The 25225-nt window shown below is 57.1% G+C and carries 21 protein-coding genes; 7 read left to right on the forward strand and 14 right to left on the reverse strand.

The annotated features are described in order from the left end of the window. A complete protein-coding gene (locus ETAA8_RS18015; RefSeq protein ID WP_145091292.1) occupies positions 1–681 on the forward strand; it encodes an HAD family hydrolase in 681 nt (226 codons plus the stop codon). Here ETAA8_RS18015 and mtnC read toward each other — a convergent pair. From mtnC to ETAA8_RS18045, 6 genes are all read right to left on the reverse strand, one after another. Next, positions 636–1400, reverse strand: a complete 765-nt coding sequence (gene mtnC / locus ETAA8_RS18020; RefSeq protein WP_145100680.1) for an acireductone synthase — start codon at positions 1398–1400, stop codon at positions 636–638. The two genes, ETAA8_RS18015 and mtnC, sit on opposite strands and share 46 nt — an antisense overlap. After that, a complete protein-coding gene (locus ETAA8_RS18025; protein ID WP_145091294.1) occupies positions 1400–1978 on the reverse strand; it encodes a 1,2-dihydroxy-3-keto-5-methylthiopentene dioxygenase in 579 nt (192 codons plus the stop codon). The genes mtnC and ETAA8_RS18025 overlap by 1 nt, the downstream gene beginning before the upstream one ends. 50 nt (positions 1979–2028) lie before the next feature. Then, positions 2029–2712, reverse strand: a complete 684-nt coding sequence (gene mtnB, locus ETAA8_RS18030) for a methylthioribulose 1-phosphate dehydratase (RefSeq protein ID WP_145091296.1) — start codon at positions 2710–2712, stop codon at positions 2029–2031. Between the two features lie 124 nt (positions 2713–2836). After that, positions 2837–4150, reverse strand: a complete 1314-nt coding sequence (locus ETAA8_RS18035; RefSeq protein ID WP_202921061.1) for an SLC13 family permease — start codon at positions 4148–4150, stop codon at positions 2837–2839. Positions 4151–4190: 40 nt separating this feature from the next. Further along, positions 4191–5675: a class I adenylate-forming enzyme family protein gene (locus tag ETAA8_RS18040; protein WP_145091303.1), complete on the reverse strand. Its 1485-nt coding sequence runs from the start codon at positions 5673–5675 to the stop codon at positions 4191–4193. 42 nt (positions 5676–5717) lie between these two features. Further along, a complete protein-coding gene (locus tag ETAA8_RS18045; RefSeq protein WP_145091306.1) occupies positions 5718–7562 on the reverse strand; it encodes a prenyltransferase/squalene oxidase repeat-containing protein in 1845 nt (614 codons plus the stop codon). Positions 7563–7652: 90 nt separating this feature from the next. On the opposite strand from ETAA8_RS18045, the gene rlmN reads away from it, so the two are divergent. After that, a complete protein-coding gene (gene rlmN / locus ETAA8_RS18050) occupies positions 7653–8684 on the forward strand; it encodes a 23S rRNA (adenine(2503)-C(2))-methyltransferase RlmN (RefSeq protein ID WP_145091309.1) in 1032 nt (343 codons plus the stop codon). Positions 8685–8687: 3 nt separating this feature from the next. Here the strand turns inward: rlmN and ETAA8_RS18055 are convergent, their stop codons facing one another. The 8 genes from ETAA8_RS18055 to ETAA8_RS18090 form a co-directional block, all read right to left on the reverse strand. Next, complete coding sequence (locus ETAA8_RS18055) at positions 8688–9488, reverse strand: hypothetical protein (RefSeq protein WP_145091312.1); 801 nt, start codon at positions 9486–9488, stop codon at positions 8688–8690. Between the two features lie 194 nt (positions 9489–9682). Next, positions 9683–10678, reverse strand: coding sequence for a CAP domain-containing protein (locus tag ETAA8_RS18060; protein ID WP_145091315.1), 996 nt, complete (start codon positions 10676–10678; stop codon positions 9683–9685). A 68-nt stretch (positions 10679–10746) separates the two neighbouring features. Then, complete coding sequence (locus ETAA8_RS18065; RefSeq protein ID WP_145091318.1) at positions 10747–10959, reverse strand: hypothetical protein; 213 nt, start codon at positions 10957–10959, stop codon at positions 10747–10749. Between the two features lie 59 nt (positions 10960–11018). Then, complete coding sequence (locus tag ETAA8_RS18070) at positions 11019–11477, reverse strand: hypothetical protein (RefSeq protein WP_145091320.1); 459 nt, start codon at positions 11475–11477, stop codon at positions 11019–11021. Positions 11478–11715: 238 nt separating this feature from the next. Beyond that, positions 11716–13173, reverse strand: a complete 1458-nt coding sequence (locus tag ETAA8_RS18075) for a sulfatase (RefSeq protein ID WP_145091323.1) — start codon at positions 13171–13173, stop codon at positions 11716–11718. A gap of 31 nt (positions 13174–13204) precedes the next feature. Continuing rightward, positions 13205–14434: a sialidase family protein gene (locus tag ETAA8_RS18080; protein ID WP_145091326.1), complete on the reverse strand. Its 1230-nt coding sequence runs from the start codon at positions 14432–14434 to the stop codon at positions 13205–13207. 50 nt (positions 14435–14484) lie between these two features. Next, positions 14485–16560 (reverse strand): DUF4838 domain-containing protein, encoded by a 2076-nt coding sequence (locus tag ETAA8_RS18085; protein WP_145091329.1) that lies wholly within the window; start codon positions 16558–16560, stop codon positions 14485–14487. A 25-nt stretch (positions 16561–16585) separates the two neighbouring features. After that, on the reverse strand, positions 16586–19054 hold the full coding sequence (locus ETAA8_RS18090; RefSeq protein ID WP_202921062.1) for a DUF4838 domain-containing protein: 2469 nt from the start codon (positions 19052–19054) through the stop codon (positions 16586–16588). Positions 19055–19733: 679 nt separating this feature from the next. On the opposite strand from ETAA8_RS18090, the gene ETAA8_RS18095 reads away from it, so the two are divergent. The 5 genes from ETAA8_RS18095 (at position 19734) to ETAA8_RS18115 (ending at position 25191) form a co-directional block, all read left to right on the forward strand. Further along, positions 19734–20699: an EF-hand domain-containing protein gene (locus tag ETAA8_RS18095; protein WP_202921063.1), complete on the forward strand. Its 966-nt coding sequence runs from the start codon at positions 19734–19736 to the stop codon at positions 20697–20699. A gap of 97 nt (positions 20700–20796) precedes the next feature. Further along, positions 20797–21543, forward strand: coding sequence for a hypothetical protein (locus ETAA8_RS18100; RefSeq protein WP_145091339.1), 747 nt, complete (start codon positions 20797–20799; stop codon positions 21541–21543). Positions 21544–21545: 2 nt separating this feature from the next. After that, positions 21546–22205 carry a hypothetical protein gene (locus tag ETAA8_RS18105; protein WP_145091342.1) on the forward strand — a complete coding sequence of 220 codons (660 nt, stop codon included), beginning with the start codon at positions 21546–21548 and terminating at the stop codon, positions 22203–22205. A gap of 107 nt (positions 22206–22312) precedes the next feature. Beyond that, positions 22313–23863, forward strand: coding sequence for a mechanosensitive ion channel family protein (locus ETAA8_RS18110; protein ID WP_238397413.1), 1551 nt, complete (start codon positions 22313–22315; stop codon positions 23861–23863). Further along, on the forward strand, positions 23860–25191 hold the full coding sequence (locus ETAA8_RS18115) for a DUF2254 domain-containing protein (RefSeq protein WP_202921064.1): 1332 nt from the start codon (positions 23860–23862) through the stop codon (positions 25189–25191). Before ETAA8_RS18110 ends, ETAA8_RS18115 begins: the two co-directional genes overlap by 4 nt. The last annotated feature ends 34 nt before the right edge of the window (positions 25192–25225 follow it).

Below are 25225 nucleotides of genomic sequence, written 5' to 3' on the forward strand. Positions count from 1 at the left end.
ATGGCAAGCACGATACAAGCGGTCACGTTCGATCTCGACGGCCTAATGTTCAATACCGAGATGCTCTACGGGCGCGTGCTGCGGATTCTGCTCGAAAAGCGCAAAAAGCCTTTCGAGCAACGACTGCTCGACAGCATGATGGGGCGGCCCGGTTACGTCGCGCTGCAGATCCTGGTCGATTGGCACGGTCTGAGCGAAACGGTCGAAGACATCTATGCCGACTCGGACGCGATCTTTCTCGATATGCTCGACCGCGAACTGGCTCCCATGCCGGGACTGGTTGAATTGCTCAGCGCACTCGAGCATGGGGGGATCCCCAAGGGGATTGCGACCAGCAGCCGAGCGCCGGTCGTCTATCGCATGCTCGATCAATTTGGCTGGCGGCCGCGATTCGACTTCATCCTGACCTCAGCCGATGTCGAACACGGCAAGCCGAATCCCGAAATCTATCTGAAAGCTGCCAAGCAACATGGCATCGAACCCGCGGCGATGCTCGTGCTCGAAGACAGTCACAATGGTTGCTTAGCAGCCATCAATGCCGGCGCGCATGCGGTGGCGGTTCCCGGTGAACATAGCCACGCGCACGACTTCACCGGAGCGCAGTTCGTTGCCGATACACTGAGAGACCGGCGAATCTATGAATTGCTCGGCTTGCCAATCGCTAGTTCCGCGAACGACTGAAGCGACGGATGTTGCTGCGGGTTCTCTTGCTGGGCATTGCCGGGGCGAAGGACGAGGACGGTTTGCAGCCCTGCTTGTTTCGCTGCGTCGAGTTCGGCCACGATATCGCTGAGGAAGATCACCTCATTTGCGCGGCAACCTAGATCCTCAACGATCTTCGTGTAACTGCCGGCTTCTCGCTTGGAGCCGATCGTTGTGTCGTAATGCCCGCTGAGCAGCGGCAGCAGGTTGCCGGCGACGGTGTGGCCGAAGAACAGCTTTTGCGCCTGAATGCTGCCGGACGAATAGATCCGCAGTTCTTTCCCGGCTTCCTTCCACTGCCGCATACAGCCGGGAACTTCGTCGTACACATGCGCGCGCAGATCGCCAGATCTAAAGCCAGCTTCCCAGACTTGTCCCTGCAGATCCTTCAGGCCGGTGGCCTTTAAGTCGGCGTCCATCTGCCGGATGACTTCCGTCGTCAGTTTCTGCTGCGCTGCTTCGGTGCTCAAGTCGTCGCTGCCGACAAGTTCTTTCAGCGAACTCTTGCCACCATCCAGGGCAATTTGCTTGGCCGCGGCGACGACGGCTTCCTTGCCCGCGTTATGGTCGAGGAACTCTGCCAACTCCCGTCGCACGAAGGGGAACATCTCGTCGTACACAAACCGGACCGACGAGGTGGTTCCTTCGATATCAAGCAGGATGATCCGCGCGCTGGTCTCGATGGGATGCGGCTCCATCACAGCTTGACCGCCGATCCCATGGCAACCTGATTGATGTAGGCCGGTCCGAGGCAGAGGGCGTCGTACTTTTCATGCACGCCGCCATCGATGTATTCAGGCGACCAGCCCGAGCTGTCTTGGAACAGGCGGATGCAGCGGATATTGCGGTCGTTGCAAAGGTCGAACCAATGCTGCGTACCGCGCGGCACGTTGATCAGATCGCCCGCTTCGACTTGCACGGCGAAGACCGGGCCATTGTGCGGATGAATGTGGAACACGCCGCCACCCTTCACCGTAAAGCGAACTTCGTCTTCGCTGTGAGTGTGCTCTTTTTTGAACTTGGCCAGCATGACGTCGAGGTTTGGCGTTTCGGGCTTCACGTTAATAACGTCAGCGGTGACGAAGCCGCCGCGGGCCTTGAGCCGCTCAACTTCCGGTGCATAGGCCGTGAGGATTTCGGCGTCGGTCGCATCGGGACCAATCCGGCCTTCGACCTCCCACTTCTCGTACCAGATGCCAAACGGAGCAAGGAACTCGCTGATCTGCTGCGGGTCGGAGATTTCGCGTCCTTCGTCTTGAATGCGAATGCGGGCCATGATTGGTTCCTTGCGGAAAAAGCTGAGTGATTCTGAATGGAAAAAGTTGGTTAGCTGGCTGGGTGCAGGCCGCCGGTGAGCATCAGGCGGCGAGCGGTGCATTCGAGCAGGAACTCGATGATCTCGACGTGCCGCCGAGCTTCGTCCAGATCCTTGCCCCAAGTGTACATGCCATGCTTACGAATCAGGTAGCCGTGCTTGAGCGGACGGATCGAGTTGGTCAAGCGTTCGCGGACCTGCTCTGCCAGTTGCGGGATGTCTTGCGTGTTCTCGAAAATCTCGATCTGCGACGTGTGTTCGTGCGTGGTGATGCCGTCGAGCCCCTTCAGCATTTCGTAGCCGGCAATTTCGACGGCCCCTTGCTTGAAGAACAAGTCGGAAAGCACGGTCGCCCAGACGGAGTGCGTATGCAGGACGGCTCCGACGCCCGGCAACTCGGCGACGACCGTGTGCAGCAGTGTCTCGGCCGACGACTTGGGTTGGCCTGGAGAAGTTGCCTTGCCATCACGATCGACGATCACAAAATCGGCCCGGGTTAGCCTGCCTTTGTCTTTGCCGCTCGCCGTGATGAGCAGTTCGAGCGGATCGCGGGAAACCACCACGCTGTAGTTGCTGCTGGTACCGAGCGAGAAGCCTCGCTGCCAGAGCCAATGGCCCGTCTCGCGCAAGGCGTCAATTTTTGCTTCGTGGCCCGCCAATGGGGAAGTCGCGGGAGGGGCAGCGGTTGCAGTCATGCGGAGAAAAACCGACAGCGTGAGAGGAGGTTCAGCTTGGTTGCACGGTAGTCCCCCATCGTAACAAATCGTCCTCGGGTGGCAAATTGGTGGTTACAAGCCCGCCAATCAGGAAGGCCTGGGGTTACCCTCTCCACAGCAGGCTGAAGCAGACCCAGGAAATGAGGGCCCCGAAAAAGGCCATCACAAATCCCCACGCCAGCAACTGGTTAAAGAGCCGTCGACGATTGACTGTGGCAGGCGCTCCGGCAAGGCAGAGGGCGCCGATGGTCGAGAGCGGGGACATATCGACCAGGTTTCCGCCCACGAGCACGGACGAAGCCAAGGCCAGCGGATCGCTGCCGGTTTGGACCGCTGCCAGTTCTTTCACCATCGGTAAGAAGGCCGGCAACACCACGCCGGTGGTGCTGCTGTAAACGGAGACCAGTCCGGTTGTAAATGCCAGGATGGCCGTCGCGGTGCCGGGAGTAGAAACATGGTTGATGATCCCTGCGAACCGCTGTGTGCCGCCGGTTTTGTCCAAGAGCGCCGTGAGCATACTCACGCCACAGACCATCACGATCACGCTCCAGGGAACTTTTTGAAATGCTTCCTTCTCGTCGGCCAATTGGAAGACCGAAAGTATTACCGCTCCCGCAAAAGCTCCCAGGCCGATGTGTACTTGAAAGCCGATGACGCCAACCACGAGCCCGGTAATCACCGTCAGAGTAATCCAATGAGCAAGCTGCAAGTGACGATCGGCAGCCGCATTGTCGTTTACGAGTTTTGCTGTCACATCGTATCCGGCTGCTTTCTCGTACATTGGCGCTGTTCGTGAGAATAGCAACTGCCAGCCGCCACACAGCGAAAAACCGAGCAACGCGGCCAGCGCATTCGCGCCTGCGTTGTAGGCAAATACCTCCCACTGATGGCCACTTAGCCCCATTTCCTGCAAAATGCCGCTCGCCACGATACCGGCCGCAGTCAGCGGCGAAACGGTGCTCGCGATCGCGCCGTGACCAACCATCATGGCCATGAGCAGCGGGGAAATGTTCATCCGCACAGCAGCCGCCATGGCGACCGGAGCAATCAGCCCCGCAACGGCGATATTCCCCGGACCAACGGTTCCGAGCGCCGCAGCGAACAAGAAGAACATCACCGGAATGAGTCCGCGATTGCCGCGACACAATTGCTGCGCGCCAGCAGCCACGCGCGCGAGGGTGCCATTCACTTCGGCCTGGGTGAACAGGAGAGTCACGCCCAGCAGAGTTAAAAACAACTCGGCGGGAAAGCCGCCGATCAACGTCTTGATATCGAGCTTGTTTCCAGTTTGCGTGCCGGCATACAAGACAATTCCCCACGCCAGCGCAATGGCCACCAAACCCGGATTGACCCGCGAAGTGCAGCTGATAATGACGACCGCAATTAGCGCCAGCAGCGAAAGCCAGGCAAGATCCATGGAGTTAGTTTCCAAGGGAGAGGGTTTTGGCTGGCGATGCTCAGGTGTTGGGAAACCGCTCTCGCAGTTCGCGTCGCAGCACTTTTCCCAACGCATTCTTGGGAAGTGCGTCGATGAAGATCAAACTCTTAGGCTGCTGATAGTGGACAAGTCGATCGTTACACCAGTTGCGCAAGACTTGTTCGTTGACTTCTTGACTGGTTCGCACGATAGCTGCAGCGACACGTTCGCCACGTTCAGAGTCGGGCAAGCCGAGCACCGCGCACTCGCCAACACCGGGGCATTCGCCCAGCACACGTTCGACCACCTGCGGATAGACGTTGTAACCGCTGGTAATGATCAGATCGTGCTTTCGTCCTACGAGCGTTAAGAAGCCACGCTCATCGAGTTGACCAAGATCGCCGGTATCGAACCAGCCATCGACTAGCGCCGCGCGAGTTGCCTCGGGCTTCTGCCAATACTGGTTAAAGATATTTGGACCACGAATCACAACGGCTCCGACTTCACCAACCTCGGCCAGGCTGCCATCCGTTCGCTTGATAAGGACTTCTACCCCAGCGAGTGGTAAACCGACGGAACCATCGGGCCAGGGGCCATCGAGTGGCAAACTGCTGATGACATAGGACTCGGTCATGCCATAGCGATTGATGATTGGCTTGCCGAGAATGGCTTGCAGTTCGGGGAGAACCTCGGTGCGAATTGGTGCCGAGCCACAAGTGAACAGCCGCACATTGGACCAGTTCTTCGCCGCTTCGCGAAAGCCGGGCTCCTCGAGCAGTTTGTAGTAGATTGGCGGAACCGCCATGAAGATGGTCCCCTGGCCAATAGTCTGCAAGATACGCTGCGCGTCAAACGTGTCTTCAATGAGCACGCAGCCCCCAACGAGCAACGTCGTATGGGTCGCGAAGGCCAGCCCGTGAATATGAAACAGTGGCAGCGAGTTGATGACGATATCGTCGTTCGTCATTCGCCAGCATTCGGCCAGCCCGTGCAAACTGCTGCTGACGTTGGCGTGCGTATGCACCACTCCTTTCGGCCAGCCTGTGGTGCCTGAGCTATAAAGAATGAGACATGCTTCTTCCGCTTGAACGTTTGATTCCTTGAACTCGGCAGTTGGCGGTGCGAGCGCCAGTTCATCGCTGAAGGTTTCCGGGCGCGTCGTCAGTTCCGGGACAAGGGCTTCGATCATCGCCCGCTGCTCCGCACCTGCAATGACGACACGCGCTCCGCTATCGTTCAAGTAGTACCGCATTTCTTCGCGCGTAAAGCGAGGATTCAGCGGGAGCGGAACTGCGCCGGCAAACATGGCCCCTAGCTGCGCGATCAAGAATGGCAGCTTGTTGGGCGTGAACAACACCACGCGATCTCCAGGTTGAACACCCTTTGCTTGCAGCCAACCGGCGCAGCGCAGCGTTAGTTCCTCGAGCCGAGCATACGTGATTGCTTCGCCGCAATAGTGAATTGCCGTCCGCTGCGAATGCGCTTGGAAAGTGTGGCGCAGTTCTTTTCCAAAATGCCGAGTCATAAGGGGAGAGAGCCTTCTTCGAAATGAATCAAATCGGGGCGATTATTCGCCGTCTTGCCACCATCGCCAGTCGTTCACTCGCTCACGCACGTAGTCGACTGCAGCGGCGGGACCGTAGCAACTAAAGCCCGCAGCAACTCCGCTGGGCTGAGCGATTACACAGACGACCCGCTGCTGGGTTGCAGCTTCCAGAAAGTCAGCGTAAGTGGGCCCGCGGGCAATGAACAGGTTGCGGGTGTGATCGAGTTGTGGCGACCACTTCGCCAGATCGCCGTGCGAGTCAGCATCGGCAATGAGAGCAAGCTTATCGAGATACCTCTCGCGCCACGGAAAAACGCGGACGAAATCGCGCGGTGCCCAATTAAAGCCCGCCAGCATTGCGTTGTAACCGTTTCGGTCATACACCTCGTAAGCATGCTCCAGTTCGAAGTCTTGCTCCGGGTAGCTCAGGCTATTCAAGCCAGCCAGAGGCTGAAGAACCTGCTGCTGATACTCGGACCAAGGTCTGGATTCTTTGCCCGCTTGGTCTGCCTGCCGCCACACGCGTCTTTGTTCGGCATTCCAGCGCGGATCGAGCGTAAAGTTGCCGACATGATTCAGCACGAGTCCGCCACGTGTTTGCAACCGATGCGGATAGGCTTCTGGACAGAGGACCACATCCATCGCGAGTTTCTGCTCACGAATCGCCGTCAATAGTTGTTCTGCATCTTCGAACTTGTCAGACTTTAATCCCAACAAGTGAAAGCCCCGTTTTGACAGCCCAGCTAAATCGTCCGGCTGCACGACGGGGACTTTGAACAAAGCTTGATAGATGCGGAACTCTTTACCGACAATCGGCTTGGAGTGGGCGTGAGCGACTTCCTTCGATTCAATTGCCTTCCGCGCATCGCCAGTCAGCAACTGCAGCGACTCCACCGCATACATAGTGCTGTACAGTCGCGAGCGCCAGCCAGGTTGATCGCCAAAGCCGCCATCCGAGTTTTGCAACTCGCGAATCGCCTGCGTGCAGGTGTCGACTCGTTGCGGCCGTTCACCAAGCAAAGCCAGCGTGTTTAAGGCGCACCAGGTGTAGTAAACATCCGGCGATTGCTTGGCAGAAGTTGCCGAATACGCTCCCGACATTACCTGACAACTGTGGACGAACTCAGCAACCTTTCGAGCGTGTGGCACAGGCGAGCCAAGAAAATTCAAAGCAGCCACTGCATGATAAGTATGGGCTAAATGCGTTTCACTATCGAGCGGTTCCGCAGTCGCGGAACGAACATCGACAAAGCCCCCATTGGGAGCTTGTCTCGCCGTGATGAACTGCACCAACTCGGCCGAATTGGAAGGCGCGCGATTGGACGCCTTCATCCCCGCCAGCAAATAGTACAGCGACGACAAATTGTAATAGCCAAGCTCTCGGGCACCTTTATCGCGCGCTGCATACTTGTCATCGGGAGCCGCTTTGAATTGACCAGCACCACCAGCGCCAAATGGCGATCCATAATAACTGGGTTCGTAGCCATCAAAGACGACGTTGATTTGTCGATGTGCGGGCTCAATTGGCTGCTTCAAGAGTGCGCGAATCTGGTGTTCATGAAAAAACTGCCAGTGGCCATAGCCACCGTGCCCTGGCGGAAAGCCCAAACCGCTGGCCAGTACTTTTTCGGGCTGTTGAACTGTTTCGCCGAGAACTAACAGCGTTCGCACCGCAGGGTAGTTCCACGCCGCGTCGGTATACTCCTGCTGGAGCGGGCCGAAGGCTCCGTTGGGCTTGCGGCACGACTGCACGTAGGCCACCACCGAGTTAGCATTCACCACGGCCTTCTCGGACGCTGGCTCAGCAAATGCCAGATAGGGGGCAAATAGTAGTAACAGGCAGGCAGGGACAACTCGGCTTGGCATCAAGGCACGCTGGCGTAAGATGGGGAGGTCGCGGCAAGTGCTCGGAATTCTCGCAGACCGGCCGAGTACTTTCAAATCGTCTAACGAAACATGCTCAATCTTTACGACCTGACTCGCCCTGAGCTTTCCCTGCTGCTGCAAAGTTGGGGCTTCCGTGACGTGCACACGACCAAACTCTGGAGCTACTTATATCGTGAACTGGTTGACTCCGTTGCCTCGATGCACGAACTGCCCCCCAAGTTGCGAGTGAAGTTGGCTGAAGAGGCGTTCGTGCCCGGGATTGGCCTCGGCCGCGAAACCCTGGCCGACGACGGACAGACGCGCAAGTACTTGCTCGAACTACACGACGGCCTGCGTGTCGAGACGGTTCAGATGCATTGCCGCGACCGCGCGACCGCTTGCCTTAGTTCGCAAGTCGGTTGTGCACTTGGTTGTGTCTTTTGTGCCACCGGGCAAATGGGCTTCACTCGCGATTTAATGGCGAGTGAAATCGTCGCCCAGGCGATCTTTGTCGAGCGTGCCTTACGGCGCAGTGGCGAGCGCCTGCGGAACTTGGTGCTGATGGGAATGGGTGAGCCCCTCATGAATTACGAAGCGGTAACAACCGCGCTCGATATTTTGCGTGAGCCCAGCAGTCTGGCGATCGGTGCAAAGCAGATGACGATTAGCACGGTGGGCGTAATCCCCAGCATCATTCGGCTGGCAGATGAAGGCCGTCCGTATTCACTCGCCGTCTCACTCCACGCAGCCACGCAAGCGGAACGACTAAAACTACTCCCCGCAGCGCGTCCCTGGCCACTGGCAGACTTGATCGATGCGTGCCGTTACTACACTTCTCGCTTGCAGCAGAAGATCTTCTTCGAGTGGACGCTAATCGCCGGAGTGAACGACTCAGCTGATTTGGCCCGAGAATTGGCCGAACTGCTGCACGACTTGCCGGCGCAAGTGAACCTCATTCCACTCAATCCGACGGCAGGCTTTGCCGCGCTGCCTGGGCGAAGTGAGGCTATGCGTGATTTTCAAGCCATCCTCAAGCAGCACGGTCTGCCCAGCACCGTGCGCCAGCGCCGGGGCATCGAGATTGCCGCTGGCTGTGGCCAGTTGGCGATTAGTGCAACGTAAGTTCTAGCCCGGAGTGCCATAAGCGAATTGAGTTTTCGTTCGACCGCCAGGCACGCACCAGTCCATTCGCTGCACCTCTTCAAAGAACTCCATCGCCAGGCGGGCCGCTTGCGGTTCATAGGCCTCGGCCTGGTTTTCATAGCGAAACGAAAACTCTGCAACCAGCGGGCGTCCCTCTGCACGATCAGACCAGAGGATAAGAGCCACTTCGGCTGGTGTCTTCTCGAACTGGATCATTGGCCCCGAAAGCACGCGCTCGAAGGCACGCATGGAGTTGACCGGCTGCAACTCCAGTTTTTTCGAACAGCGACGATCGTCTCGTTTCAGCTTGCCTAGTACGGGAAAGAGTTCGGCGGCATCTGCAAGCGTTTCCGGAGCTTTATGCGGGCCCACAACCGTATGAGATTTGGAAAAGCGAACCAGAAATGGCGCTCCAATGTCCTCTTCCAGCTTCTTCTCGGCAGGGAAATCTTTGGCTGACTTAAGATTCGCGCCAGCTGCCACATAACGATCGGGAGAACGGCACTTGAGCGTGTACTCGGTTTCGCGTTTTTCTCCTTGCTCGGTTCGCATCCGAAATACCAGTCGGTTGAGTTTAATCGTCTGGTCTCGCGTATCGAGAAACACGATCTCGCGCCGCCGTACCTTCTTAAACTCGCCATCGACTTCGATCTTTTTCAGCCGTTTGGCACACGCGTGTAAATCCAAACATAGCTCTAGGGCAGCTTCCTTCCGGTCCACGAACAATCGCTGATCCAACATGACCTTGTATTCGCGACGAGAAATTCGCAGTGTCTTCTTCATGGCTCAACTCGATCGGCAGTAAAGATTGGCGATTCACCGAGGCTGATCGTAATCTCCCCACGGATTGCGTGAAACCAATTTAATGAAGTCGCCTGCTTAGTAAGAGGTTCCGAAGGGGAGCCATAACCTGCGTTGGTGTGTCGGCCAATGCAGTTTTCCAGCCATCGCCCATGAGTTCTTGGGATTGCGATCGCTCAAGGCGATGATTTGTTGGTAACTGCCACCATCGCGGCAACGAAATGCACGGGGAAGGTCAAAGTTGCGGGCTGGCCGTCGCGCGTCTGCAGGCCGCGGATTTCGAGTGAATAGCTTTTGCCCGCGGCTACCTTAATCTCCTTCGGCTGGAAGATGAGGCAGTTGCTGACGCCAAACCCTTGCGTGTCAACCGCCAGGTTCTCAATCTCGAGGGCATTCGCTCGATCGGCCGCGCCTCGTTCGAGTGGAAACAACTGAACCTCCACGTCCTCTAACTCCGGCGCAAGATACTTAGCTGGGTTCAAGGTGATGCTCCACGCGTACTTCTCGCCAAAGAAATCGAGCGGCACAAAGCCCGGTGGCGGAAAGCTGATCACGTCGTAATCAGCTACCGGTGTGCCGCTGCTATCGAGGGCCCACATTGCGCAGTAGTCACCCACACGACCGAGGCCCAGTTTTTGCATACTCGGGTTCAAGCACCAGCGTCGATGTCCCAACTGCGCGACGTTATGCTCGTCGCTGTCGTCCATCCATATATCGATCGCTTTGGTGAGACTATTCGGGCCGTTCGCAAGATTGCACTTACCGGCGGCGGTGCGAGCCCGTTGATACTCTTCTTCAGGTAGGTCTGGATTCTCTGGCTCATGGGTCAGTTTGCCCAGACGACTGCAGATATCGGCTACGGCAACAGCATCTTCATCGAGTGAAGCATCCAATGTCAGCTTCGCTTGGGGCACGGAGCAAAGAAAGCGATAACTTCGCAAGCGCAACAGCGCCGCTTTTCTTTCACGCTCGTCGTCCGTGGCAGAAACCTTGCGACCCTCGTCCGCGATTGATCGCAAGCCAGCTTGCAGTTGCTGCAGTGAACGCTGCTTGATAGGCACAACGATCGGAGGCAGCTCAGGCCCAAGTAGTCCATCTGGCGGCTCAATGGCCTGGCAGAACTGGCCGGAGAACAGCAACAGACTCGTTAGCATCACCCGAGTTGGACCCATGTGAACTTCCTTGCAGGTCGTGCGCTACGTTCCGCCGATCTGGTGACGTTGTGCACGGAGGCCGTAGATCAATAACCGTTAACTGCATCTTTGAGGTCCCGGCCGGTCTGTTTGACTGCGTCACCAGCGTCCTCGGCAGCATCACGCATTTCTTCGTAGGGGCGGGCACCGAGAGCGTCCCTGACTCCATTTTGCCGGTTGGCGTTCGGCTTCTGCTCGCAGGCCGGCAGGACGAGAAGAGTGATTGCGACGAGCAGGTAACGAGACAATTTCAGTTTCATGATCGGGTTCTTTCGTGGATTGATTGGTGCAAGTGAAATTCGATTTGCTTCTACCGTCGCTAGCCCACTTCAAACTCAGAGCGGGTTGTCCAAAACTGATCCAATCGGTCGAGGGCCTTGGTCCGATAAGTTCCGGGAACGAGACGAATGTCGCGACCGGTATGCTGGGCGAGGGTTTGCTCGATCGCCTCAGGGGTCAGCTGCTGGGACGATGTCGCGATGGGAGTGAGTGGATTTTTCTGAGTAAGATCGGCCGACGCCAGGGGCGATCCCCCTGCTTCTTCTGGTGGCAAGTAGATCGTGCCGTTATTGAAATCGACGGCAAACGCAATGACGCCGGGCACGAAGAAGAACAACAAGCCCACCGCATCCAGCGCGACGACGCCCCAATCTAGTTGACCTGCCGGTTGCCCTTTGCGTGCCGGATACAGCAGGGTGCCGCAGCCAACAGTCGCGATTTGGACCACCCCCAAGAGGCCTAGCGACATAAATCGGGCCCGCGAAATTCGACAGGACATACGGAATCCTAGGCACGACGACGGGGCAGAGACCGAAGTCTTCAGGTAGTGTGTGACGTGCGGATCGGTGGGCGAACGGGGGCAGGCAGGATTCCGGTCGGTCTCAACGAACAGGCTGCGAGGTATAGTCGAAAACGAGCATTCGCTCGATACCAATTTCAGGCGACAGGCGAAGTGTTTGGAGATGGAATCGACAAGACCGCAGCAGTCGTCTCCATCTGGGCCGTGCCGAAGATACCTATTTCTTTTTCTTTCCAGGTTTGTTTGACTTGCCATTCGGGTCCCAACGCGGGTTGGGATCGCTGGGCAGCGGAGCCGGTACACGTTTGATCCAGGCCAAGAGATCGTCCACCAACTCGTCGCGCCGTTGCGTTTCGCTTGCTGCCAAGTTGTGGTGTTCGCCGGGGTCTGCGGTGAGTTGATAAAGTTCGACCGCGTTGTTGTCAGCAAGCTTTGCGCGGCCACCGTCGAGTTGCCATTCCTCGTGGTAGAGATGCAATTTCCAATCCCCCTTGCGAATGACGCTGACGGGCCGCGTGCGAAACAACGGATCGCGACCGCGGGGCACGGGGCCATCCAGATAGCCGGGGAAGTGCCAGAAGATCGCCGGGCGGTCAAGTCGCTTCTCTCCGGCAAACAGCGGCGCGAGATTCGCGCCGTCGAGTGGTCGGTCGGTCGGCAGTTTTGCGCCGGTGACTGCGGCGAAGGTGGCGTAAAAATCGACGTTGATGACCGGTACATCGCACTTCGTCCCGGCCGACGTAACACCAGGCCAACGGACGATCATCGGCTCACGAATTCCTCCCTCGTAGTAGCACCCCTTCTTGCCGCGGAGCGGTTCTTGCGAGACGTGCGTGCCGCCGTTGTCGGACGTGAACACGACGAGCGTGCTTTCCGAAAGACCCAAGTCGTCCAACTTCTTCAGCACAATGCCGATGCTTTCATCCATGTCGGCCAGGCAAGCGGCCACGGCGGGATCAGACGGCAATTTGCCGGGAGTTTTTTGTTTGAACTTTTCGAGCGTGGCCGGCCGCGATTGCAGCCCGCTATGAATCGCATAGTGCGGCAGGTAGGCGAAGAATGGCCGGCCCCGATTAGCCTCGATGAATTCGCACGCCGCGGCGGCAATGGAAAAGGCCCCTTTCGGATCCTGCTCGTCACGTCCCTTCCAGCTGTGACCGTCGACCTGGACGACATCGAAGTGATCCTGCGGCTTGCTGCCACCCGGGCCGTCGAGATGCCATTTGCCGAACATGCCCGTGGTGTAGCCTGCCGACTTGAGCGCCTTGGGCAACGTGAACTCGTTGGCCGCCAGTCCGCCCCGATTTTTAATTGGCACCAACCGCATGCGTTCCGCCGGGCCGCGATCGGTCGAACCGACGGCGTAAACGCCATGTCGCGGCGTGTATTGTCCGGAGATCAAACAGGCCCGACTCGGGGCGCAATTGCCCGCCGCCGCATACGCTTGCGTGAAGACCATTCCTTGCTTCGCCAAGCGATCCAGGTGTGGCGTCTCGTTAAAGTCGGAGCCCGTAAAGCCGCACTCTTGCCAGCCCAGATCGTCCGCGAAGATGAGAACGATGTTCGGCTTTTCTACATTCGGCTTCACTGCATTCGGCTTCTCAGCGGCCGACGATTCCGGCAACATCGCAGCGGAACAACATACGACCAGCAGGGAAACGACAATTCGCAACATCGGTGGCCTCATCACAAACAGGAGTGAAACGCTACTTTTCAATCAGCCGGCTGACAACCATTTTTAACTTCGTGTCTGGATCAACGGCTCGGCCCGCGCGGACGTCGGACTCGGTGAACTTGGCGAGGAGTACCGAGCCCGTGCCCGATTTTCCGTCGCGATTGAGCGTGTACCGAGTCTGATCGTAGATGACATACAGCGCGCCGTCGGGGTCTTCGGTGCCATCGGGATAAGACGATTCACGCTCGTCGAGCAGCAGTCCGCCTTTCCAAGTCGCGCCGTCATCGTCAGAGACGAAGGCCGTGAGATGCGATCGAGTTGCACCAGTTGGCGCATTGTTCCGCACCAGCAGTAAAGCGCCACTCCGTAGACAACGCAGGTAAAACCGCTTGCTCGCCGTCGTGCCACCGGTCAAGAACATCGTTCCGGCACTCCAAGTACGTCCGCCGTCCTTCGATGTGCTCTGAGCGATACCGGCTGTGTTGCGAATCAACATCCAAAGGCTGCCGTCCTTGCGCTCGACGATCATGTGTTCATCGACGCGGGTGCCGGGCATGCGAACTTGACCGATCCGTTCGAACGTGCGGCCGCCGTCGGTCGTGCGGACGACGTTCGAGCCGCGCTCCTCGCCAAGATCGTGCGACAGTCCCGCGTTTGTGTACGGTGCGATGTTCTCTTCGTCGAAGGTGATGTTCGGCACGCTCGTACTATCACGCCAGTAGCCGACCGGCAGCAGCCACGATCCGTCTCGGAGCACCGTTGGCTTATTCAGCATCACTCCGTTGCTGATCCGGCGCGGCTCGCTCCAGCGCGGAGTCTCGGCATCGGGTTCATCGGTCACGGAGGCCCACACGCCCATGCGGCCATCCTGCAACCCAGCGCTTTGCGCCCAGAAGAACCAGAGTCGCTTGGTCGGATCGAGCCACAGGCAGGGATCGTACGTGTGGCAAAGTCGCGGCGCTTGCAGGACGAGTTTCTCCGTCCACGTGGCCCCGTCGTCGCGACTGGTCGCCAGCACCACATAGCTCGACGGACTCTCGACGCCGCGCGGGCTTTTGCCGGCGTACCATGCCGACCACAGCCGACCGCTTGGAGCCCGTTCGAGGGCTGCGACACCTTGCGCTCCGCGCGAATTCTTGGCATGCTCGGCATCGATGTCTAAAACTACCCTCGCTGGTTGCAGGGCCAGGTCGGGAAGCGGCGCCGGCGGTTGGGCGCTGAGTGTGGCAGCAATTGTGAAACTTATGGCCCACAAAGTCATGAGAGATATCCAAATGTCGCGGCAAATTAGAGAACCGACAATTTGCTAAATTACTTCGGATTGAGTTCACGTGTGCGGGCGTTCTTCCGGTCTCGGAGTGCCGCTTTCGTTTGCAACTTTCGCTCGAGTTCTTTGTGGTCGGCAGCAGGATGGATGTATCCTAGTTCCGATAGCCTGTTGATGCTTAAGGCCTCGGGATGCTTCTGGTTAATCTCTTCAATCAGCTTCCAGTTAGCCCGCATCTTCTCGATTGCGTCACGTTCCGGAGTTTTCGCTTCAATGATTTGCTTAACGAGGGACTGGTTCTCCGTATTCAGTCGCAGGTAGTCCAACCCCGCCCGAACGAAGGCGACCCGCGCGGAATATTCACTTCCTGCCTGCGCAGCCTTGACTGCTGAACTGTCCAATAAGGCATAGGCGTTCAGGAAGAATTCCGGGTCGAAGGCCTCAGCCCAAGACTTAACGCCTGCGGTCGACTTATCCGGTTGGATCGCGATCCGATTGCTTTCGAGGAGCTTCCAATAGGCCTCGATGTCCTTCGCCGCCGGTCCGAATCCTGCCTGATAATAGTCATTCATGATCTCATCGACGGATCGATCTGGATTCCAGGCCAGTTGGGCCATGAGATAATACATCGGTCCCTGGGTGGCCCACCAGGACCAGAGCATGTCGAGGGAAACGCCCGTTGCGCCACAGGCAGCCGCCTTCTGGAAGAGCGCTCCTGCGCCTGTAATGTCCGGGGGGCCACCTGTCTTGAAGTGCGCCGGATCAGCGAAGTTAGGGCGCCAGATCAAGCCTCCCGTCGTGACTCTTGACCAGCCTTCCAGATTGGAAAAGGGAGCGGCAACACTGGAGACGATCACATTGGCGTCGGGAATGGCTTCGATCGGCGGCGATGCCGCGCCTCCATAAGCCTGGATGAGCACCTTATAGTCTTTGTCCGGATAACGCTCTTTGAGTTTTCGCGCGAGCAGATTGGCGAAGGTAACCTCCCGGTCCGAAGTGGCGTTTCCGACCAATTCCTTGCCCCCGGGATAGTTCCAAATCATCTTCGCCGCTTCGGGATGATCCCAAGCCTTGCAGCGGTCGCAACAACAGATGCCGCTGCCGGTGCTGTCGTTGGCGGCTACGTTGAAGACAGTCCTGTGGGGATTTTTGGCGTTCATCTCCGCCATGATTTTCAACCACTGCTCGGAGACTGCTGGATTCGTCTGGCAAATTTTGGCATGCCTTGGTTCGCCTTTGTATTCTCTGGTGCCATCGGATTGCAGGGCGAAGTATTCCGGATGGGTTTTGTGGTAGGCCGCATACCATTCAGTGAACCCATGACCTCCGCTGGGGGCGTACAGCGAGTCGAGTTGAACGCGCTGTCTGCGAACCCAGTCTCCGCCACTCTGGCCGGGCTCGCCTCCTTTCTTATAAATGGCCAGCTGAGCATAAACAGTTTGCCGCATCCGAATCTGCGGGTGGTATCTCAACTCAAACGAGCCGAGCGTCACCTGCGTCTGTTTAGGAACGACTTCACCCTCCGCTCCTGGCCAGAGCCAGCGGATTCCCAGCTTATCTTGCAAAAACGTATAGACAGCATTCACGGTCCCATATTCATACTGAAAACCGTTGACGTCGCCGTTGGCTTCTGCGAACCCCGCCAGATAGTTTTTTCTTTCCGCCTCTGTCTTGCCACCCAAGATCTTCATCTTGTTGGTGAGCGGATCCCATATATCCCGTCCGACAATGATGAGATGTTTCCCATCGCATTTGAGCAGAATCTCCTCCGGATGCTTCAAATCGAAGTCCGTGCCGGGGAAAAGCTCTTTGAGAACCGGTTGGCCCCCAACCCAGATCGCATGTTCTGGGATGGGGTTAGGCACCCCTTCGAGAATCTTGGGCTTTTCGCCGCCGACCTTGCCGAGGTACTCGGCCAAATCGGTTGCAGCGATTTTGGTATACCTTGTCGGCTTCGCCGGCAAGATGATCGGTACCAGGCTCTTGCCTTGGGCCACCAAGACTATCGCTGATTGACCGCGAATGGCGGCTGGTTCCTCTGCCAGAAGCCCTGCGGTGCCTGCGCAACTCAGTAAAAATAGCGCACCTACCGAGGAGAGCAACAATTCAAATCGATACATCGAATTTTCCTTGATTGGTGGCGATTCACTCCGCCAACAACTTGCCGAATCGCGCTGGCTGGTGCCAGCCTCGTTTCGTCGGCGAGAAAGCTTGCAACTCCGGCTTGTCCAGATCGACAACGCGATAGCGTCCGACGTTGAAGTACCATGGCGCCTCGGCGGTCGGCTTCGCGCCGCCAATGCGATGCCGAGGATCGGAACTTGCTTCGTCGGCGGTGACGACCGGAATGCGGACCCGCACGCGCCAAAAATCGTCGCCGCGCTCGGTTTTCACTTCGGCCAACGATTGCCAGTCGGGGCCGGGGTTGCCGTCGGCCACGATGCCATCCGGATTGATTTCCAGATGGTAGTACGAGTGGAGCGGCGTTTCGAGCGAGATGGCAATATTGTCGCCGTCGAAGACGTTTTGTGCGACCTGAAGCTGCTTCATCCGCGGCTCGCTGCAAACGACTTCGAACACGATGGCTTCACCAGCCCAGCCGACACGGAACTGGGTGGTCACGTCCGACTTTTCACCAGTAGTGTTATCTTTCAAGATGTACTTGGTCGCGGTCGAGAGGTCGTCACCCGCATGGGCCCGCGCGACCGGGGCCTTGGCTCGGGCGTCGGCCAACGCTTGCCGCTGCTGCTGGTCGTCGGCGATAAGTTGCTCTTTCGACTTCAGATCCGCCTGGATCGCCGCGATGCGACGGCCGTAGATCGTGTCACCTGCCAGTTGCTGAGCCTGCTCTAATTTTTCACGCAATCGCAAACTGACCGTGAGCGGGACATTCATTGGATTCGCGCGACCTCCGTTGCGGCTCTGATCTTTCACTGCCAGATTGTGTTCGGCGAAGTGAATGGCATCGTACATCGCCTTTGCGGCAGGGCCGTAGAACAACCGGCAGTATTCGTCGAGCAGCGTGTCGACGTCTTGATCGGCGTTCCAAAGAAACTGCGATTCGACATACAGCGTGATATGCTCGATCGCAGGGGTTCGCCACTTGCTTTGCGCTTGGCTTTGTTCGCCGGTATCGCCGAGCGAAATGCCTTTCATGGCCTTCAGATCGCGGGCCGCACTGCGAGGATGGATGACCGGATATCCGATCGGGCCGTCGCCAAAAATGTGATAGCGATTGTTCTCCAATCGCAGAATATTGCCGGGCGCGACTCTCGCTCGCCAGCCGTTCATGAGTTCTTGATATCCCTTCCAATGCACATCGTCGAGCATTAGTGGTCGGCCGCAGTTGGAGATCCACACAGCCAGATTCGGACTGAGTTTGTCGATCGACGGAGGTGGTGCTCGATACGACGTGTAAGCGCCGCAGGTCACGCGCTTCGTCGGGTGGCTGCTGTGAATCTGCCGAGCGACGCGATCGGCGAAGCCCCACACCAGATCGGAGGCGTTCTTGCCCTGGCACTTTTCGCACTGACAGAGTTGCAAACCGTCACATGGCCAAACATCCACGCTCGGCACATCGTAGGTGTCGAACAGATAGCGAAGGAACTGGACCGTTTCTTTCTCCAAACCCGGGGCGGTGAAGCACGGCGTACCTCCACGACGATGATCGATATCGCGTTTGCCGCCGATCAACGCGTAGTAATCGGTATGTTTCTCTTTCATCGCCGGGGCAGACATCACATGCACCATCCCGTGGGGGCCTTTGAGCGGCCCGACGAGATCGTGTCCTGTATTCATGCCCAGTCGGCGGGCCCAAATCACGTCGTCATAGGCGAAGCCCGAAAAGTTGTACCAGTTCCAATCACGCATCGCGTAGTCGGGCCGAATCGTTTTGTTGATCGGCTGGACAACCAACGTCTTTTTCGTCGGCACTACCTCGCCGACTTCGCCTGGCATGTACCAGCGAACTCCCCAACTGCGCAACAATGCGTAAACCGCGTTCGACGAACCGCCGAGGTCGTGTTCCCAAAAACCTTCAGGAGAGCCGGGACGCTTAGACCACAGCGCTGAAAAGTCATCGCCGTAGCGAGCCGTCATCTGCTCCTTAAAGTCGCCCGGACTCCAGAGCGACTTGAAGCCGCTGTTGAAGGGATACCCCCAAGCGGCATCGGTCTGGCCTGCTGTCGCTTGCAACCATTTCGCTTCTTCCTCGGGCACGGCATTGCGTTTCAACGGCCAAGGCATCTTGGTGTGGTCGAAATCCTCATCGTGGCCGAGAAGTACCAGCCAATTTGGACCAGAGGCGATCCGGTATGCTCCGTATTTCAAGCCCTCGTCCGCGATGCCGAGACGATCCGTAGCGGGACTGCGGCCGATATAAATCTTGATGGCATCGGTTTTCGACGGTGTGGTGACGATCGGCAACTTCGCACCGCTGAGTTTTTGCACAAAGTGACGCATTTCCAGCGCCGCTAAGGTCGTCATCCGGGGCCGCTCGGCTGCAACGACGATTTCGGCTCGCGCGTGGCCGTCTTCGACCAGCAGTAAATCACTGGCCGATAGCCGGGCAATGCAGGAAAAGGCGATCACTACAAATGGAATGAGTTTCAACATGATCGACGTGAGCCTACAGGGAACGAGGCAGGGGCGTCTCATTGCGGCGAATCGCCGCTAGCGTTTTGCCCAGTATTGCTTATCAATTGGCAAAATGCACCACGAGGCACTTGGTGTTTCACAGCGACTCGGTGAGCCGGTCCTGGACTTCGCCAATGCGGCCCAGAGGGCGAGATGTAAGCCGTAATACAGTCGCTGCGATTCCAGGACAGCTGCTTGCGCCATGCGAGGTTCGATGTAGAGCAGCATGGTTCAGCAGCGAACAACTTTCTTGAGTTCGATCGCCCGTTCAAAACGTAAAAAGGTTGAGGCGTCGCGTTTCGCAGGTGGGTTTTAAGCGATTGATGTGCCACACCGACAAACTGACGGCGTTTGCAGTGAAAGCGGATTGGTTAGCGATGGCGCAGAAGTAGCGTCTCCACCTTACTTAAGTGACGCTACTGCCTGTGACATTATCCGCTTCAGCGAACTCGGCTAGCGCGGCTTACACGAGCACCAGAGGCGCAGGGATCACCCGCGCCGCCAATCTGTCATGCAGAAAGCAGCCCGTTTTGAAAATTTAATGGTGTTTCCGCGGGCTGCTTGGCGCACGGTTCGCCTCTCAACTTCAAATACGAGCGCAGTTCACGGAGAGACCGCGTCAGTTGCATTTCGAACGCACATCGAACAGGAACGACCCATGAAACGCTTATGGACAGCTATTACTGTGCTGGGCCTCATGTCAGCGACTGCCGCAAGTTATGGCCAGAATGGGCAAGTCAAAGACCAGGAGAGAGAGCGAGGCTCGGGAAATCGGACTAAAGAAAACACCGAGAAATCCTCCGATGGCGAGAAGCAGCGATCCTCGTCTGAGCAAAGCGACGAGATCCGTCTGAGGTATGACGATCGCAAGGGCAGCTTGAAGATTGAGGTCGATGAGGAGATTCGCCTGCGCGATGCACAGAATCGCAGGAATAAGCAGCCGATCACTCGCGATGGAGAGTTGGAATTGCGGTACGACACCGACCGTCACGACTTGAAAGCAGCAGGCAAAGGAACGATCGACGTTGAACGGGCGGCAAACGCTATGAGCCGGTGGTGGCAATCGTGGTGGGAAGAAGAGAAAACAGCTCGGCGCAGCAGGCAAGAGGGTGCCGAAAGTGGCGCGCGACACTTTGTCCGTGAACATGATGAAGACAACGATGGCGAACTCTCACGGCGCGAACTGCCTGCCAAGCACCGTAAAGATTTTAAACAAATCGATCGTAACAGAGACGGTTACTTGAGTCGCGACGAAGTTCGCCTTGTTGGCGATGAACTCTACAGTGGATCAACGCCTGCCGGTTCTAGCACTGCCAGAAACCAACCGAAGTCGGATAACCAAGATCAAACATGGTCTCAGTGGTGGGCCGCCTGGTGGTCGAGTGACGAGAGTACGAAGAACGACCCAGAGGGCATGACGATGAAAGGCGCACGTGAGTTTATTCGTAAGCATGACCGCAACGATGACGTAGAGATTATGCGGAGCGAAATGCCAGACCGGATGTACGACGATTTCGATCGCATCGACGCCAATGACGATCGCCGCTTGACGGCAAGCGAATTGGCGAAGCATGCACCAAGGGCGGAGCAAGCACGCTCTGGCGACGCGCGGCGTTCGCGGTAAGCACGCCGGCTGAGTAAGAAGCATGCGGTGCCAAGACGAGTTGCACTTGGCACCGCAACCAGTGAATTAACTCTGCAAGTCAACTAGGAAACCGGCCATGAATGACGAATACCGAGAAAAGCCAGCAACGAGCGCGCTGCTTGTCACGAATGTCATTCTGGGCAGTTTCATACTCCTGATCATCGGGGTAAGCGTCTATTTCGAGTCCTTCTACCAGTCTGAAATCAATCCGCAGGCCGCTCAGCCTTACGTTTCGGTGGCCAGGGAACGTCTGCAGCGGCACTCAGAAACCATTTCCACCGAAGCGGCCGGGATTGCAGAAGAAATAGGTCCCCCAATCGTTGACGCAGTTTATGCGCAAGTAGCGGAGGACTATCCCCGCTACATCCGCACGTTCAAATCAGAAGGCCAGGAGTATCTCGGTAACGTGGAGCAGGAATTCATGAAGCAGGTTAAGGCGCGGTACGCTGGCTATCTTCGCCGCCATCGCAACATTGTCAAAGAAGAATTTCCGGAACACGCCAGCGATGAGAATGTCGAAGCGGTCTTGGCTGACTTTGAGCAGACATTCGATCGACTTGTCAAACGGTACTACCTGGATAAGTTTCGCCAGCAAGCCGATCGGACCGTCAGCCTGTGGAAAGAGGTAAAGCCTGTCCCCATGCCTGGTCCTGATCAGCCGTCACTCAATGAACAACTTGCCGACTACGCCTCCGATTGGGCCGTCTTGGCCTTTGCCGATCAGGTTGACGAGCAATTGACGTCTGCTGGCCCGTTGAATGCTCGAACAACGCAAGTCGAGCGTTTACCGGTCGAAACTCGCCCGACACGCAAGGAAGAATGATTATGAACAACATCCCACACAATAATCCAAGAATACCCGAAGCGGTCGGTGCAGGTTCGTATCTGTCAGCGATCCTGGCAGGCGTGCTAGTCGCAGAAATCGTGATCGTCAGTTTGATTGCATACAACCGCGTCACTGCTGCTCTCGATCCAGAGAAAATGGCGAATCGCGTAGAAGCGGCGATTCGCGAGAACTATCCACAGTTCCGCGAGGAGCTCGTTCAGAAAGTACATAACCAATCTCCCGCGATTGCCGCCAGAGTCAGCCGCAGCGTGACAGCCTCGGCACCGGAGGCACGTCAATGGCTGGAGGACTTTACGGCTCAGCAACTAACAGTAGGGTTGAACGAAGCGGGCGACCTGAGCGCCGAGCAGTTCCGCACGGTGCTTCGCGACAACCGCGAAACGGTCATCCAAGCATTTGAGCAGATCGAAGCTGCGCCAGACGAGACGCGTCGTCTGGTCTTGGAAATGGAGACGGAAATCGAGAACCAACTTGGTGTTGACATTCGGAAACAAGCGGAGAGTGCGCTGGCAGTACACATCCGGCTGAACGACAAGTTGGCTCGTCTGAACGATGCGGATGCAACGCTGGAGCCGCAAGAGCTGCTCGAAAGGCGCATGGTGCGAATTCTGAAGACCATGCAGGACGCGCCAGAATGAGGTTTCGGCGGATCTCTTGTGTTTGAGCAAACAAAATGAACGCCATACGAGAAGGAATCAATACTTAGCTCTCAAGCGCTCGCTGACAAGCAAGTGAAATACCAAACATGGGAACTGTAGCAAGCACGAAGCGGCGAACGCCGGACTGGCGCGTTGACCCGCGTAAGTCAATGCTGCGTGAAGTGGTCGGCCAGCGCTATCACTTCCTAACTGCTTTGATCATCGGCGCAATAACTTCGTCTTTATTAGCACAGCCACCAAGCGACGCGGTTGGCAGTTCAAAGAAGAATATTCCGAAGCAAGTTGAGGCTCCTGAAAAGGAAGACCTCACACCTGCGACCGCAAAGGTGGATATCAATCCCGTAGCCCGCGATGAAGAGATCCGCACGCGACTCCAGAGCGTGCTTGACGCCACCGGTTGGTTTATCGACCCGCAGGTCGAGGTTCGGGAAGGAGTGGTATTCCTCAGCGGCTACGCCGAGACCGACGAGCTCAAGAAATGGGCTGGCGATCTGGCACGGAATACTCAGGATGTCGTGGCCGTGGCGAACCGCATGGACGTACTCGAGCCGTCGGTGTGGGATTTTGAACCGGCTTGGACCGGAATGCTCGCCCTGTGGCGCGACTTCATCCGCTCACTCCCCTTTTTTCTGTTCGGGCTGCTCATCTTGGCTTTGTCGGCCGGTGCCGGAGTGCTGGCGACCCGTGGTGCCCAGGCGTTCTTTCGTGAACGCATCCAAGCTCGACTGCTGTTGAATGTGATGGCTCGCGGTATTGGCGTACTGGTGTTTCTCTTAGGCGTCTACATCATTCTGCGGGTTTCCGGCCTGACACAATTGGCGTTGACGGTGGTCGGAGGAACTGGCCTGGTGGGTCTCGCAGTCGGAATAGCGTTCCGCGATATCACCGAGAATTTTCTGGCGAGCATTTTTCTCAGCATGCACCGACCCTTTGAGACCGGAGACCTTGTCGAAATCTCCGCCATCACGGGATACGTGCAACAGCTCAATATCCGTACGACGATTTTGATGACGCTCGACGGCAACCTTGTCCAGATCCCCAATGCCACAGTCTACAAAAACAATATCCGGAATTTCACGACCAACGCGAATCGACGCGAAGACTTTGTCGTGGGCATTGGCTACGACAGTTCCATCAGTGAGGCACAGGAGATTGCCAGACAGGTGTTGTCGGACCATCCAGCGGTTCTATCGGATCCCGAGCCGATGGTACTCGCCGACAGTATGGGAACTGCCACCATCAATTTACGGATTTACTTCTGGTTGAATGGTCGCGAACACAGCTTGCTAAAAGTGCGTTCTTCGTTGATTCGGTTGGTGAAAATGGCATTCCAGAAGAATGGAGTTTCGATGCCGGATGAAGCGCGAGAAATTGTCTTTCCCAATGGTGTGCCGGTCACCATGGCTGGCCGCAAATCGAGCGAAGCCCCGCCATTCACTGAACCAGCACCACTCGATTCAGTGGAGAATGAAGTTGATGAGGTTTCGACTAAGGCGGAGTGCGATTTATCGAGTGACGCCGGAGCAATCGAAGAGCAGGCCCGTCAGGTCCGGCCCTTGAATGATGGTGACAATCTACTGCGAAGTTCACCGAATCCCTCGGCCCCCAAAATTCAGCAGTCTGTCGATAAATCATGACTGAAACACCAAATATGCGTTGGATAATGAGGCTGCGACATTGGTCGCAGGAGCTGCGCGCCAGTTTCTGGTTTGTGCCCGCTGCCATTGTGGTAGGGGCGGTGCTAGTCGCCACGGCGATCATCGGCGTCGACGCGAACATCAAGTTACGTTTTGTCGAAGATTGGCCGCTGCTATTCGGTGCAGGCGCTGCAGGTTCTCGCGGCCTGCTTACGGCAGTCGCGAGTTCCATGATCACCGTCGCTGGTGTGGTGTTCTCGATTACGATCGTCGCACTGTCCCTCACTTCAAGTCAGTACACGTCGCGCGTTCTCAGGAATTTCATGCGCGACCGCATCAACCAAATGGTGCTTGGTGTATTTGTCGGCATCTTCGCCTACTGTCTAGTAGTACTACGAACAATACGAGGCGGCGATGAACAGGCCTTCGTCCCTTCACTCGCGGTGCTCGGTGGATTGCTGCTCGCGTTTGTCGGAATTGCTTTCTTGATTTACTACATCCATCACATCGCATTGTCCATTCAGGCGTCGAGTATTATTGCCGCCGTTGCGTCGGAAACCATCGCTGCCGTGGATCACCTTTTTCCCAAAGGCCTCGGTGAAGCTGCCGACAAGGAATCCGACGACAACGAAGAACACTCCGGCGAAGTGCGCGCTTGGACTGCCGTCCCTGCGCGAGTGACCGGTTATATCGAGAGCATTGATGGGGATGCGCTGCTGGCGCTGGCTCAGGAGCGGGAAACGATCTTTCGCATGGAGCGTGGTATCGGTGAATTCGTCATTGAGGGAACTCCGTTGATCTCGATCGGCGTTGCGACTGAGCTTGCGGAAGATGAGATCGGCGCATTGAACGCCGTGTACGTGGTTGGTCGGCAGCGCACCGTGCAGCAGGACGCGGGGTTTGGGATACGGCAGATTGTCGATATCGCCTTGAAAGCCCTGTCTCCGGGAATCAACGATACAACGACGGCCGTAATGTGTGTGGACTATCTGGCAGCGGTCCTCGTCAGGCTCGCTACTCGCGATATTCCCGCGCTCCGACGCAAAGAGGGCGGGAAAACACGCCTCCTCGCCCGGGGGCCTACGTTTCAGAGTTTGTTGGCCGAAGCCTTTGATCAAATCCGGCAAAATGCTGAAGGCAATGTGGCAATTCTTACTCGACAGGTCGACGCGCTCGAAATAATCGGCGGGGCAACCGACTCGGGGCCGCGAAGAGAATCTCTCCGCACACAGGCTGATTTGATCATCGAGGTAGCTGACCGCACCATTGCTCCACACGATTGCGCCGGCATCAAGGCAGCAAAAGACCGCTTGCGCAAATTGCTTTGAGAGCACACGAAAGAGCCTTTGTGCCTGAGAAGCT

Origin of the sequence: Anatilimnocola aggregata, assembly GCF_007747655.1 — a bacterium.
GTDB lineage: Bacteria > Planctomycetota > Planctomycetia > Pirellulales > Pirellulaceae > Anatilimnocola > Anatilimnocola aggregata.